Source organism: Actinomadura luzonensis, from assembly GCF_022664455.2.
Taxonomy (GTDB): Bacteria; Actinomycetota; Actinomycetes; order Streptosporangiales; family Streptosporangiaceae; genus Nonomuraea; species Nonomuraea luzonensis.
The window spans coordinates 5652423-5665124 of record NZ_JAKRKC020000001.1 but is presented as its reverse complement, the minus strand read 5'-3'; the positions used below and the strand labels follow the sequence as shown (position 1 = coordinate 5665124).

Sequence of the window (12702 nt, the reverse complement as noted above, 5' to 3'; positions counted from 1 at the left end):
CGTGCTATGGAACTGACTCCTGTCGTTCGGCATCATCAACTAAGAGCGATTAGGGTATAGCGCGCTTGTATGTCTATATGGGTCTGCGCTGATGTCTCGTTGAGGAGCCAGGAGAGTCACGCATGTCCTCATACAAGGCCCCGCCGATCTCCACGGCTTCACGTGCCCGGGTGCGATTGTGGCTCGGGATCGCGGTGCTGGCGATCGGTTGCTACCTTATCGGCGATGTCGATCATCGTCTGGGCGTGGCCTGGCGGTTGGTGTCGGATTGGTGGCCATGGGCTGCGCTGGGACTTGCGGCGATCAACGTCGGACGCGGCATCCTCCGAATCGAATCTCTGCTCGCTCCCGGCCTCGTCGCCGCTGTGCCTCTCGTGGCGCTCGCGGTCAGGTACGGCGTGAGCCCGTCCGTCGCCCGCGATGTCATCCTGCCAGGCGTCCTCGTCCTCGCCGGAGGCTCACTGGCTCTGTCTCTACGTACGCATCGAGAGCAACAGTGGACGCGTGTGCTGTCGACCGGATTCGTACGGGTGCACGACCAGCTCGCTCCACAGGTTTCGGCGCAAGCCATAGTAGGCGAGTTACATCTTGATCTTACCGGCGCACAGCATCCGGGCGGGGCGGCGGTCCCCGAAATCGCGCTCGGGGCTGTTCTGGGACACGTTCACCTGAAGATCCCTCGGGCCTGGGAGGTCAGACTGCCGGAGGACGGCTCGCATTCTTCCGGCTGGGTGAGGGTGAACGATTCCGGAACCCGGACGGAGCAGAGCTCGGATTATCGGGTGATGTTGAGATTGACCGGCCTCTTGGGAGTTGTCACGGTTTCCCGGCGTTAGGGTCGGCGTCCTCCTTGTCCGTTCCATGGTCGTAAGGTTGACCGACCTGGCCACCGATGTCGCGTCGGCTCTCGTAGGTGACCTCGGCGCGTCGGAAGAAAGTATTGAGACTGTCGTACAGAATTTTTTCTTCCTGCCAGCTCTCTGGCTGCTTGTAGTGCAAACCCTTCACCATGTCGAACCGATGAAGGTCGTACACCACACACAAGATTCTGGCGTAGGCGACGGCGGCGGCGATGGCTCCCGAGTACGCCACGACGGACAGCGCGAATGCGCCGGCCGGTACCCAGAGGGTGAGCGGCTCGTCGACGAGAGCGATCAGTGATAGTACCCCGACGAAGAAGAAGTGCAGACAAAGGCTCGCGTTGGCATCCAGCGCATCGCGTGCCGAGTTGGCCATTCCCGCCAGTTGCGGGGATGCCTGCGGAAGTATCCTTGGCCAGGAATGGATGGTATCGAGACCATATCTTTCGCCGGCCTTTCGTTCTCCGGAGCGCAGAGCGTTGCCGAGTGCCGTGGGGAGAAGGTTGTCGTCCTCGACGAACGGGTAGCGAGCCAGGCGGTCCTGCGCTCGCTGCCGGGCGGCCACCTGACGCGAATACCTACGCCTCGCGGCCATGCGAACTTGTAGCGGCGACCGTACGTCCTCGCGAGGCGCGAGTGGGAGGCGCACTGTCTCGCGGAGCCTCTGCACCCGCTGCTGGTGACGGGCGATCATGACATTGGCGAGGCGAGCACTCGGAGTCCAGTTCGACCAGTAACCCTCCAGCATGCGTACCAGCCGGATCTGGAACGGCTCAAGGATGACCGAGACCAGCACGACCCCAACGACGAAGAGCAGGACCGTTCCCGCGTCGGCCTTGAGCGCGGTCGGGATGAGAGCCTGCCAATGACTCCGGCCGGTGAAACTGCCTGACACGGTGAAGATCCAAACTGCCAGAGCTGAAAGCGCAGTGGGCAGGAGGTTGACACTGAGCAGTCGGCCGAGCGACGCGGCGCCGGAAGTGAGCAGATTTGCCAACCACATAGATCAGTCTTCAGGCAGGGGAGGATCGATTGTCAATGCCTCATTATTCTCGCGAGTGACCAGCGGTGGTGGCCAGTGCGTTTCGCCGTCGCACTCGATCGACGCTGGGGATGGGGGTGTCTGGTCATGCTTGATCCGATACAGCACCTGCATCTTGCACCTGGTACAGATCACGCACCGGAGAATCTCGGTCTTCGCGTGCCCACCGTTGCGGCACAGAGCATCGCGAGATGGTTGGTTCTCCTCGAAGACATCAAGGAAGCAGCATTCCCAGCAATAGACGACATAGCCGACAGACATTCTTTTGCTCACGCCAGGGAGCTGCGAGTGCTGGTAGTGGTAGTTCCCCGGGCTGGACATCAGCTCGCACCTTCCTGCGGGCCCCTCCATGGTGCGCTTCGCTGGCACTGTTGACGAGGTTGTTGTCCGAATCTGGACAAAGGCTCATGGAAGAATGACTGCGTGGGACCTTCCCGGATCATCGCGGTACGGCACGGCGAGAGCGAGGCCAACCTCGCGCACCGGCAGGCGGGCGAGCGGCCCCTCGTGTACGGGCGGGGCGACGCCGAGGTCAACCTCACCGACCTGGGCAGGCGGCAGGCCGCGGCGCTCGGGCGGCTGCTGGCGGCGCTGCCCGCGGGGGAGGAGCCCGAGCAGGTGTGGTGCTCGCCGTACCCGCGGGCGCTGCAGACCTGGCAGGCCGCGCACGCGGCGTGGGGCGTCGCGCCGCTGCCCGTCACCGTCGACGAGCGGCTCCGCGACCAGGAGCAGGGGGCCTTCGACCGGCTCAACCTGGCGGCGGCGGGGGAGCGGTTCCCCGAGGAGGTGGCGCGGCGGGAGGCGGAGGGCGCCTACGCCTACCGGCCGCCGGGCGGCGAGTCGCTGGCGGACGTGGTGGTGCGGCTGCGCGCGTTCGTCGCCGACCTGAACGCGGCGGCCGACGGGCGGCGGGTGCTGATCGTCGCGCACGACTCGGTGGTGCTGGGGCTGCGGCACGTCATCGCGAGCGCCCCCGACGCCGAGCTGGCCGGGGTGCTGGCGTTCGCGCCCGTGCTGAACGCGTCGGTGTCGGTGTGGCGGACCGGGGAGGGCGTTTTCGAGCTGGTGCGCTTCAACGACGTCGGGCACCTGGACTGAGCGTCGCGGGCTCTCAGGTGGTGATGACGAGGTCGGCCCGCTCGCGGGTGCGGTCGGCGGCGAACCACTCGCGCTCGGCCGCGAACCACGCCCGCCACCGCGGGGCCAGCTCCGCCCCGTCGCGCTCCAGCACGCGGGCCAGGCGCACCGGCTCGGCGGCCTCCACCCACACCGTGTACGCCACCAGGTGCGCCGCCGAGGCGCGGGCCGTGCCGACGCCCTCGACGACGAGCACCGGCGCGACCGGCACGCTCACGTGCCCGTCGTACACCCCCCGTACCCAGTCGTACCGCCGGAACCCGCCGGCCCGCCCCTCGCGCAGCGGCCGCAGCACCTGCTCCTCCAGCGCCGCGAACCAGCCGCCCGGCCCCTCCTCCCACGGCACCGGGAAGTCGTCGCTGTGCACGACCTGGCAGCCCAGCGCCGCTCCCAGCCGCCCGGCGAACGTCGTCTTGCCCGATCCGGCGGGCCCGTCCACGGCGACCAGGCGGACCGGGCCGCACGACGGCGGCAGGCTGCTGATGCGGGCGGCCGGCGAATTCACCGACCCAGGGTAGATGACGGGGGACCGGCAACTGAGAGAATGTTCTTTCACCCTGGACGCAAGCGGGAGGTTGACCGTGCTCGGACCCCTCGGCGACATCGTCGTGCCGGACCTGTCCAGGGCGCCGGCCGGGCCGCACGCCGCGTTCGTCGGCCCTGATCACGAAATATCGACTTATTTCCCGGCAGTTCACCGCGCCTCGCGGGGCCTCGTCGCCGAGGTGGGGCACCCGGTGCCCGGCCGGCCGCAGGAGCGCCGGCGATGACCGGCACGCGGCGCCACCCGCCCGGACGCTCGTGCGTCAACCATGCAGACTCGGCCGACATCTAGGGAGCGATAGTGAGCCGTCCGGACGCGCGCACACTGATCGAAACGGTCCTCGACCGGGGGTCGTGGAAGTCGTGGGACGCGCCGCCCGCCGATCCGGCCGAGCCCGGCTCCTCCTACGCCGACGAGCTGGCCGCGGCCCGCGTCAAGTCCGGCTACGACGAGGCCGTGATCACCGGTGAGGGCCTGCTCGACGGCCGCCGCGTGGCGGTCGTGGCCTGCGAGTTCTCGTTCATGGCCGGCTCGATCGGGGTGGCCGCGGCCGAGCGGTTCACCGCCGCCGTCGAACGGGCCGGGCGCGAGCGGCTGCCGCTGCTGGCCGCGCCGTCCTCTGGCGGCACGCGCATGCAGGAGGGCGCGCTCGCGTTCGTGCAGATGGTCAAGATCGCCGCCGCGGTCCAGGCGCACCGCGCGCTCGGCCTGCCCTACCTCGTGTACGTGCGCCACCCGACGACCGGCGGCGTGCTGGCCTCCTGGGGCTCGCTCGGGCACGTCACGGCCGCCGAGCCGGGGGCGCTGATCGGGTTCATGGGGCCCCGCGTCTTCGAGGCGCTGCACGGCTACCCGTTCCCCGAGGGCGTGCAGGTCGCCGAGAACCTCTACCACAAGGGCCTGCTCGACGCCGTGGTGTCGGCCGGCGACCTGCGGGCGGTGGCGATCAGGGCGCTGACCGTGCTGGCCGCCGACAAGGACGCCGTGGTGGCCGGCGAGCCGCCGGAGGAGGACCTGCGGCCGGTCGAGCCGTGGGAGGCGATCACCCGCTCCCGCCGCGACGACCGGCCAGGGGTGCGCACGCTGCTCAAGCTCGCCGCGGCCGACGTCACGCCGCTCAGCGGCACCGGCACCGGCGACAACGAGCCGGGGCTGCTGCTCGCGCTGGCCCGCTTCGGCAGCGCGCCCGCCGTGGTGCTCGGCCAGGACCGGCGGCTGCAGCGGGTCAACTCGCCGCTGGGCCCGGCCGGGCTGCGGGTCGCCAGGCGCGGCATGCGGCTGGCCGCCGAGCTGGGCCTGCCGCTGGTCACCGTCATCGACACCGCGGGGGCCGACCTGTCGAAGGCGGCCGAGGAGGGCGGGCTGGCCGCCGAGATCGCCCGCTGCCTGGCCGAGCTGGTCCTGCTCGACGCGCCGACCGTCTGCCTGCTGCTGGGCGAGGGCGCGGGCGGCGCGGCCCTCGCCCTGCTGCCCGCTGACCGGGTGTTGTGCGCCCAGCACGCCTGGCTGTCGCCGCTGCCGCCCGAGGGGGCCTCGGCGATCCTCTACCGCTCGGTCGATTTCGCGCCCGAGATCGCCCAGCTCCAGCGCATCCGCGCCACCGACCTGCGGCGCGACGGCATCGTGGACCGGGTGGTGCCGGAGGTGCCGGACGCCGCCTACGAGCCGCGGCGGTTCTGCGAGCGGGTGGGGCGGGCGCTGCAGTACGAGATCGCGGGGCTGCTGCGGCAGAGCCCGGCGGACCGCCTCGCGGCCCGCCAGGCCCGCTACCGCAGGCTCGGCGCCTGAACCCCGGCGGCTGCCTGAGCCCCGGCGGCTGCCGGGATTCAGGCGGGGTGGGTCAGCGGGGGGCCTGCCACAGCTCCTCGCCGCCCGCGCCGTACCCCGTCAGGCGCGTCTCGGCGTAGTCGGCGCCCTCGGGGCCCTGGCCCGCGAACAGCGCCACCCCCTGGCCCCAGGGGTCCGGCGTGGCCGCCGCCTCGGCCCGGCCGCCGCCCTTCCAGGTGATCACCACCTTGGCGGTGCCCGCCGGCGCGTAGCCGTACCAGGCGCGCTCGCCGTGCGCCCAGTACGCGGGGAAACGCCCGCCGAACTGCTCGCTCAGCCTGCTCCCCGGCACCGGCCCCGGCAGCGCCGGCACCAGCTCGCCGCCCTCGCGGAAGGCCAGGCAGGACCCGTTCAGCCGGGCCGTGACGTCCGCGGGCAGGCTCACCCCGCCCGGCTCGGCCGCCGACACCGTCCGGCCGCACGTCTTGTCGACGACCGGCACCGCCCGGGGCTCCGCTCCGCGCGTCCTGACCAGGTAGCCGCCGACCCGGGCCCCGAGCGGCACCGCCACGTGCCACAGCCGGCCGGGCGCGCCCTCGGGCCGCAGGAACGCGGCGCGCACCCGGCTCCCGTCGGACAGCACCGCCTCCACCTGCTCCAGGTCGTCCCCGGCCGGGCCGAAGTGCACGACCACGCCCGGCTTCGGCAGGTACGCGGTGGCGGTGGAGCGCGGGAGGTCACTGGCCGGGCCGGTCTGGGCGCACCACGACGAGCCCTGCCCGTACGGCGACGCGCCGCCCGTCGCGCAGAGCACGGTCGGCCCGTCGCCGGGGCGGGCGAACCAGACGCGCGTCGGCCGGCCCGAGTTCTCGGTGCCGGGCAGGTCGATCACCGCGCCGATCGGCTTCTCCGCCCCTCCTGGCTGCTCCCTGACCGGCTCCTGGAGCCGCTTGACCTCCTTGCCGGAGGCGTCGTAGGCGATCGCCGTGTAGCCGGCGTACGTGTCGGACCGCGGGCTCGCACCGGAGAACAGCCCGATGCCGAGGCCCCAGGGGTCGGGGGTGACCTCCATGGTGACCGTCCCCTCGCCGGGGAAGGACACCGCGACCCGGGTGACGCCGGCGGGGGCGTACCCGGCGATCACGTCGCGGGTCACGCCGACGTACAGGGTCTCCTTGCCGTCGACCCGGCTCTCGGCGATCCCGGCGCCGGCGCGCGTCCAGGCGAGCGTGGTGCCCTGCTCCGCGAGGTGCGGCCGGACGGTGACGCCCTCGGGCAGCTCGACGGCCTGGCCCAGCGCCGGTCCCGGCGTGGTCGCCAGCATGTCGCGGGAGGACCAGCCGAGGTGCCCGCCGCGCGCGTCGGCGTACTCGATCTTCTGGATGGGCTCCCGCTCCGGGTAGTCCACGGTCCAGATCCGGTACGGCGCGCCCGCCGGGGCCAGCACCGCACCGGGGATCCGCCGCCCGCCCGCGGTGACGCCGGTGACGGCGCCGACCTCCGGCGTGGCCACGCCCCAGTCCATCGCGGTCTCCGCGCCGCTCCGCAGCGTGCTGCCGACGAAGTCGGCCTGCGCCCACTCCTGGACCGGCGCGCAGCCGCCGTACGGTTCGGCGGCGGCGCGCTCCACGACGTAGCAGACCTCCGGGTAGCCGAGCGACGCCTCGGCGAACCAGATCCGCATCGGGCGGCCCTCGGTGGGGTTGTCCACGGTCACCTGCTCGCCGGCGGGCTCGCGGCCCTTCATCAGCCGCCCGTAGACCTCCTCGGGGCCGGCCGCGATCTCCCGGCCCAGGCCCCCGCCGAGCAGCACCGGGACGAACGCCGCCAGCAACGCCACGGGCACCGCGGCCAGCAGCGGCCGGGCCCAGCGCCGGTAGTCCCGGCGGCCGTGGCGGGCCTGGACGCGGGCCCAGGCGTCCGGGCTCGACTCGAAGGTCCTCGCCCGCGCGTCGAACGCGGCCCGCAGCCGCTCCTCCAGCTCGGTCATCGCGCGTCCTCCTCTTCCTTGAGCGCCCGGCCGAGCGCGGCGATGGCGCGGCTGGCGTGCGTCTTCACCGAGCCGGGCGAGACGCCCATGGCCTCGGCGATCTCCCGTTCGGACAGGTCCAGCCAGTACCGCAGGACCAGGGCCTCGCGCTGGCGGCGCGGCAGGCGGTCCACCGCGGCCAGCAGCGCGCGGTGCTCCTCGGCGACGAGCACGGCGTGCTCGCTGCTGCGGGCCGGTTCGGGCGGGTCGGGACGGCGCAGGCGGACCAGGCGGAGGTGCCGCAGGCGGTTGCGGGTCAGGTTGCAGACGGTCGCCCGCAGGTACGACAGCGCCGCGGCGTCGTCGCGCAGCCGCCGGGCGTGCAGCCGGGCGAAGGCCTCCTGGGCGATGTCCTCGGGGTCGTCGGCGCCCAGCAGGCCCGCCAGCCGCACCAGGTGCGGGTACTGGGCGGCGAACAGCTCCGCGAACGACGGGGGCGCCGTGGTCGGTGTGTCGATCACATCTGAAGAGACACCCGGACCCGGATCAGGTTGACGTCTCAGGCGGAACGGCGCCGCTCGCGCCACTCGGGGGCGAGCACCGACCAGATCTCCATGTCGAGCCGCCTGCCGCGATGCGGGTAGTACTCCCGCAGCACGCCGTCGCGGCTCATGCCGAGCCGCCGCGCCACCGCGACGCTGGCGGTGTTCTCCGCCGCCGCCCACCACTCGACGCGGTGGATGCCGCGCTCCTCGACCGCCCAGTCGATGAGCACGCCGGCCGCCCTGGTGACCAGGCCCCTGCCCGTGGCCGCGGGCTCCAGCCAGCAGCCCGCCTCGGCGACGCCCAGGGCGAGGTCCATGGTGCGGAGCAGCACGCCGCCGACGAGCTTGTCGTCCAGCCAGATGCCGCAGAGGCGGCCGGTGTCGGCGGCGGCCTTGTCGGCGTACGAGCGCAGGTACGCCCGGCTGGACTCCAGGTCGGTCACCGCGTCGGCGAGGCCGATGAAACGCCCGACGTGCTCCCGGCCGCGCTCCATGTGCGCCAGGAACTCCTCGGCCCGCCACGGCTCCAGGGGCCGCAGCAGCGCGCCGCCGCCCAGCTCGGTCGCGAACACGTCAGCTCACCTCTCAGGGCACCGGGATGCGTTCGACCCGGAGGGAGAAGACCTCCTCGCGAGGCACCACGACCTCGTAGGCGCCATGATCCACCATCCAGTAGCCCAACGCCTCCGCTTTCATCCCGCTGTGCCCGGTGTAGGCGATGTGCAGGCCGTCCTCGTCCTCGTCGAGGACGATGCACGGCTCGCCGCCGAAGGCCCCGACCGTGCGGATGAGCACCACCCACTCCACCTCGGAGCGCGGCACGGTGCGCCGCCAGTAGCCGCTGCCCGGCTCGAAGCCGGGCAGCTCGACCTCGCTGAACAGCACCACCTGGTCGTTGTCGGGCCCCAGGGCGGCGGGCAGGGTGCGATCGCCGAAGCGGGCGACGAAGCCGGAGGCGACCGGCGTGATGTCCTCGCTCATGCGGCGGGCCGCCAGGTCAGCCCGTCGTAGCCGGCGAAGGGCCGCTCGCCGTCGCGCGTCACGTGGACGATCTCCGCGCCCGCCGGGATCGGCATCGGCACGGTGTGGAACTGCGGCACCACGTGGTCGGGCGAGGTGGTGAACCCGTTGCCCGCGAACGGCGGCGCGTCGCTCCAGTCGCCGCCCATGTGCGGCCCGTACGGCACCGCGTAGGTGTCGACGTCACGCGCGTACCAGCGCATCAGATACACCTCGGGCACCTCCGCGAACAGCTCGGACCCGTCGAAGGACAGGTCGAGCCCCCAATAGAGCGCCTCCGGGCTGGTCAGCCTGACGCAGTCCTGCACCCGGTAGACGTAACCGGAGATCACCGTGCGCTTGCCCGACAGATAGGGGACGAGCAGACGCGGCGGGATCACTTTCTGCATCTGCGTTCCGCTCACGCATCTACTTTACGGTCGCTTGACCCCTACAAGACCCGGTGCTGAAGGCAGGGCAGGGTCGCCCGCGCGGTCCCGGTGTACTCCCGGTCCACCTCCACCACCTGAACGCCGGGCGCGGTGCCCAGGTCGGCGCGCACCACGCCGAGCGGGTCGACCAGCATGCTGCGGCCCACGCCGTAGCCGTCGGAGGACTCGCCCGGGTTCGGCGCCTGGCCGACGGCGGCCGTCCACATGGTGTTCTCCAGCGCCCGCGCCCGCACCAGCGTCACCCAGTGGTCCTCCTTGAGCGGCCCGGAGCCCCAGGCGGCGATGACCGCGAACAGCTCCGCGCCGCGGTCCACCAGCGCCCGGGCCAGCTCGGGGAAGCGCACGTCGTAGCAGGTGACGAGCCCGACGCGGAGCCCGGCCAGCTCGACCACGACGGGCTCGGCGCCCGGCGCGACCAGGTCGGACTCCTTCGCCCCGAAGGAGTCGAACAGGTGGATCTTGCGGTACGCGGCCCGCAGCGAGCCCTGGGCGTCGAGGGCCACGGCCGTGTTGTGGACGCGGTCGCCGCCCGGCTCGAACACCCCGGCGATCACCGCCAGGCCGTGCTCGCGCGCCGCGTCGGCGAGCCCCGACACGAACGGCCCGTCCAGCGGCTCGGCCAGGCTCGTGACGCGCCGCCCGTAACGGGTCAGCGTGGCCTCGGGGAAGATCGCGAGGTCGGCCCCCTCGGCGCGGGAAAGCGCCTCCCTGGCCCTCTTGAGGTTCGTCGAGGGGTCAGGTGAGACCGGGATCTGGCAGAGGGCGATTGTGGTCACGGCCCGACTCTAACCGGTTGGGCACCCGTCGAAACCAGGTCAGGCACCGCCAGACCCACTCCAGCGGCCCGTACCGGAACCGGGCCAGCCACCACCTGCTGCCCGCCGCCTGCACCGCCACGGTGACCGCCGCGAGACCCACCACGGCCCAGCGGGTCGGGTCGGCCTTGAGCAGCGGCAGCGCCAGCACGATCACGGCGGTGCCGGTCACGTAGTTCGTCAGGGCCATCCTGCCGAGCGGCTCCAGCACCGCCGACAGGCCCGGCCGCAGCACCAGCAGCAGGCCCAGCGCGTACGCCAGCGCCCCCGCCAGCGCCGCCGCGCTGTAGAGGTGCCAGCGGAAGGCGCCGCCCGCGGCCCAGGTGAGCAGCAGCGTGGCCGCCGCGGACACCGCGAAGCCCGGCAGCAGCCACGACCGGGGCGGCCGCAGCCGCCACAGCCCCATGCCCACCAGCAGCAGGCCGGGGATCAGCCACGCCCCGCCGCCCTTGGCGAGCTGGGCCGCGACCAGCCCCGCCACGCCGAGCGCGAGCTGCGCCCAGCCGCCCGGCAGGAACGAGGCGGGCAGCAGCACCACCGCCCCCCAGAAGGCGTAGTCGGTCAGCACCTCGCCCTCGTAGAACAGGCCCTGCCCCAGCCCGATGCAGTAGAGCCAGAACAGCCGGCTCAGCAGCGCCCACCGGCTGTTGCCGCGCAGGAACAGCAGGAAGCTGATGCCGAACAGCGCCGAGAAGATCGGGTAGAAGCGGCTCTGGAAGAGGTTCTGGACCACCAGGTCCACGCCGTTGAGCGGCACGTCGGGCTCGCGGGTGTGCTGCCAGGTGTTGACCAGCATGATGCCGCACACCGCGAACCCGCGGAGCGCGTCGAGCTCTCTGATGCGCGTCATAGGAACCAGACCAACCACCATACGAGGAATCCCCCGCCGACAGCGGTCGCCGCCCAGCCCGGCCAGCGGCGCCACCGCAGCGCCGCGCCGACGGCCGTGAGCGCCACCGCGGCGACCGCGATCCACGTGCAGGGCCCGACGACCGCGGGGACGCCGACGGCCAGGGCCGTCTCGTTGCGGGCGGCGAGCCCCCAGACGGCCTGGCCGGTCAGCCCGGCGAACGCCACCCCGCACAACCCGCCGAAGGCGGCGAACGCCCGGCCCCGCAGCCCGGCCACCACGAGCTGCGCCAGCGCGGTCAGCGCGAACACCGCGAACGGCGCGGCCAGCCAGGGGGCCCGCGAGATCTCGTACGGGGCCGCCGTCACGCGCAGCTCGCCCGGCGTGATCGGCGGGTCCAGGCAGGGGGCGGCGGTCCGGCCGGCCGGGTCCGCGACGAACCCGGCGATCTCGCGGCGGGCGCACGCACTGGACAGGAAGACCGCGTGGGAGGCGTGCGGCACCTCCACGAACCGGGCGCCCGGCAGCGCGGCGGCGGCCGGCCTGCTGGTGCGGACCGGCGTGGTGGGGTCGTACCGGCCGCCGAGCACGAACGCGGGCGCGCGCGGCACGCCCTGCTCCGGCGGCGAGCGCGGCAGCCCCCAGGCGTCGCACACCGCCTGGTCGGCCCGGTGGGTGAACAGCGGGGAGCGGCCGGTGTTGAACGGCAGCTCGTCCTGGCACTGGACCGCGTGGTACAGCCCGAACTCGTGCGACACCAGCCCCTCGCCCACGGCGTCGGCGAGCGGGCGCAGCAGCTCGTCGTGGCCGGTGGCGAGCGCGCGCACCAGCTGGGGGGCCACGGCCGCCACGTCCGCCTCGGCCAGCCCCTCGAACAGCACCGCGGACACGTCGTCGCCGCTCATCCTGGCGGTGAACGCGCGGCCGAGCAGCGGGTCGGTGGTCGGCACGCGGGCGGGGGAGGCGTTGAGCCGGGCGACCATGGCCGCGTAGGCGTCCGCGGCGCCGAGGCGGGCGATCGTGTCGGTGAGGTTGCGCGCGGCGTCGTCGTACCAGGCGACGCTCTGCGGCAGGTAGGAGTCCAGGACCAGGGACCGGGTGCCGTCCGGGTCCGTCGCGGCGGCCAGCGCCATCACGCGGGTGGAGTAGCTGACGCCGAACAGGTTCCAGCTCGGGTAGCCCAGCTCGCGGCGCAGCGCGACGACGTCGGCGGCGATCTCCCTGGTGGTGTAGCCGCGGAGGTCGACGCCCTGCTCGCGGAGCCGGTCGCGGCACCTCACGGCGGCGGCGGCGACGTCGTCGCGCGGGGTGCGGAGCTGGCCGAGCAGCGCGGCCGCGGTCTCGGGGCAGCTCAGCACGGGCTCGGAGTAGCGGCCGCCGCGCTGCTCGACCGTCACCACGTCCCGGTCCGGGAACATCTGCGCCAGGAACCCGGTGAGCTGCAGCGACGCCGACCCGGGGCCGCCGCTCATGTAGACGACCGGGTCGGGCCTGCGGTCGCGGGCGGCCGAGCGGTGCAGCGCGTAGCCGACGCGGATCGTCCTGCCGGGGGCGTCCCTGCGTTCGGGGACGGTGAGGAAGCCGCAGGTCGTCCGCGCGGGCACGGCCACGGGACAGGGGCGGGGCTGCGGCGCCGCGGACGCCGGCGCCGCGGGGATCAGGACCGGCGGCGCGGACAGGGCGAGGGCGAGCACGACCCGAATGATCACGGCACGAGACTAA

14 protein-coding genes are annotated in these 12702 nt (G+C 73.0%); 4 read left to right on the top strand and 10 right to left on the bottom strand.

Annotated elements, in window-relative coordinates; all coding sequences use genetic code 11:
• Window positions 1-122: 122 nt before the first annotated feature.
• On the top strand, window positions 123-836 hold the full coding sequence (locus MF672_RS26910) for a hypothetical protein (protein ID WP_242375016.1): 714 nt from the start codon (window positions 123-125) through the stop codon (window positions 834-836).
• Here MF672_RS26910 and MF672_RS26905 read toward each other — a convergent pair.
• Window positions 817-1857 (bottom strand): hypothetical protein, encoded by a 1041-nt coding sequence (locus MF672_RS26905; RefSeq protein ID WP_242375015.1) that lies wholly within the window; start codon window positions 1855-1857, stop codon window positions 817-819. The genes MF672_RS26910 and MF672_RS26905 overlap by 20 nt on opposite strands.
• A 468-nt stretch (window positions 1858-2325) precedes the next feature.
• On the opposite strand from MF672_RS26905, the gene MF672_RS26900 reads away from it, so the two are divergent.
• Window positions 2326-3000 carry a histidine phosphatase family protein gene (locus tag MF672_RS26900; protein WP_242375014.1) on the top strand — a complete coding sequence of 225 codons (675 nt, stop codon included), beginning with the start codon at window positions 2326-2328 and terminating at the stop codon, window positions 2998-3000.
• Between the two features lie 13 nt (window positions 3001-3013).
• Here the strand turns inward: MF672_RS26900 and MF672_RS26895 are convergent, their stop codons facing one another.
• The gene (locus tag MF672_RS26895; protein ID WP_242375013.1) at window positions 3014-3544 is read right to left on the bottom strand and encodes a uridine kinase family protein; all 531 of its coding nucleotides are present in this window, start codon (window positions 3542-3544) and stop codon (window positions 3014-3016) included.
• Window positions 3545-3620: 76 nt separating this feature from the next.
• On the opposite strand from MF672_RS26895, the gene MF672_RS26890 reads away from it, so the two are divergent.
• Together MF672_RS26890 and MF672_RS26885 are read left to right on the top strand one after the other, a co-directional pair.
• Complete coding sequence (locus tag MF672_RS26890) at window positions 3621-3809, top strand: hypothetical protein (protein WP_242375012.1); 189 nt, start codon at window positions 3621-3623, stop codon at window positions 3807-3809.
• A gap of 74 nt (window positions 3810-3883) precedes the next feature.
• A complete protein-coding gene (locus MF672_RS26885; RefSeq protein WP_242375011.1) occupies window positions 3884-5371 on the top strand; it encodes a carboxyl transferase domain-containing protein in 1488 nt (495 codons plus the stop codon).
• Between the two features lie 52 nt (window positions 5372-5423).
• Here the strand turns inward: MF672_RS26885 and MF672_RS26880 are convergent, their stop codons facing one another.
• The 8 genes from MF672_RS26880 to MF672_RS26845 are packed head-to-tail and all read right to left on the bottom strand — an operon-like array spanning window position 5424 to window position 12689.
• Window positions 5424-7340, bottom strand: a complete 1917-nt coding sequence (locus MF672_RS26880) for a hypothetical protein (RefSeq protein WP_242375010.1) — start codon at window positions 7338-7340, stop codon at window positions 5424-5426.
• Window positions 7337-7840 (bottom strand): sigma-70 family RNA polymerase sigma factor, encoded by a 504-nt coding sequence (locus MF672_RS26875; protein WP_242375009.1) that lies wholly within the window; start codon window positions 7838-7840, stop codon window positions 7337-7339. The genes MF672_RS26880 and MF672_RS26875 overlap by 4 nt, the downstream gene beginning before the upstream one ends.
• A 38-nt stretch (window positions 7841-7878) precedes the next feature.
• Window positions 7879-8436, bottom strand: a complete 558-nt coding sequence (locus tag MF672_RS26870) for a GNAT family N-acetyltransferase (protein ID WP_242375008.1) — start codon at window positions 8434-8436, stop codon at window positions 7879-7881.
• Between the two features lie 13 nt (window positions 8437-8449).
• On the bottom strand, window positions 8450-8845 hold the full coding sequence (locus tag MF672_RS26865) for a UCP033725 family protein (protein WP_242375007.1): 396 nt from the start codon (window positions 8843-8845) through the stop codon (window positions 8450-8452).
• On the bottom strand, window positions 8842-9288 hold the full coding sequence (locus tag MF672_RS26860) for a hypothetical protein (protein ID WP_242375006.1): 447 nt from the start codon (window positions 9286-9288) through the stop codon (window positions 8842-8844). Before MF672_RS26860 ends, MF672_RS26865 begins: the two co-directional genes overlap by 4 nt.
• A 26-nt stretch (window positions 9289-9314) precedes the next feature.
• Window positions 9315-10091, bottom strand: coding sequence for a carbon-nitrogen hydrolase family protein (locus tag MF672_RS26855; RefSeq protein WP_242375005.1), 777 nt, complete (start codon window positions 10089-10091; stop codon window positions 9315-9317).
• Window positions 10051-10980 (bottom strand): DUF418 domain-containing protein, encoded by a 930-nt coding sequence (locus MF672_RS26850; RefSeq protein WP_242375004.1) that lies wholly within the window; start codon window positions 10978-10980, stop codon window positions 10051-10053. Before MF672_RS26850 ends, MF672_RS26855 begins: the two co-directional genes overlap by 41 nt.
• Window positions 10977-12689, bottom strand: a complete 1713-nt coding sequence (locus MF672_RS26845; protein ID WP_242375003.1) for an alpha/beta hydrolase — start codon at window positions 12687-12689, stop codon at window positions 10977-10979. Before MF672_RS26845 ends, MF672_RS26850 begins: the two co-directional genes overlap by 4 nt.
• Window positions 12690-12702: the final 13 nt, after the last annotated feature.

Bases quoted from the DNA above. Each gene is read 5' to 3' on its own strand.
- MF672_RS26910 (WP_242375016.1), top strand. From the start codon at position 123: ATGTCCTCATACAAGGCCCCGCCGATCTCCACGGCTTCACGTGCCCGG.
- MF672_RS26850 (WP_242375004.1), bottom strand. From the start codon at position 10,980: ATGACGCGCATCAGAGAGCTCGACGCGCTCCGCGGGTTCGCGGTGTGC.
- MF672_RS26865 (WP_242375007.1), bottom strand. From the start codon at position 8,845: ATGAGCGAGGACATCACGCCGGTCGCCTCCGGCTTCGTCGCCCGCTTC.
- MF672_RS26880 (WP_242375010.1), bottom strand. From the start codon at position 7,340: ATGACCGAGCTGGAGGAGCGGCTGCGGGCCGCGTTCGACGCGCGGGCG.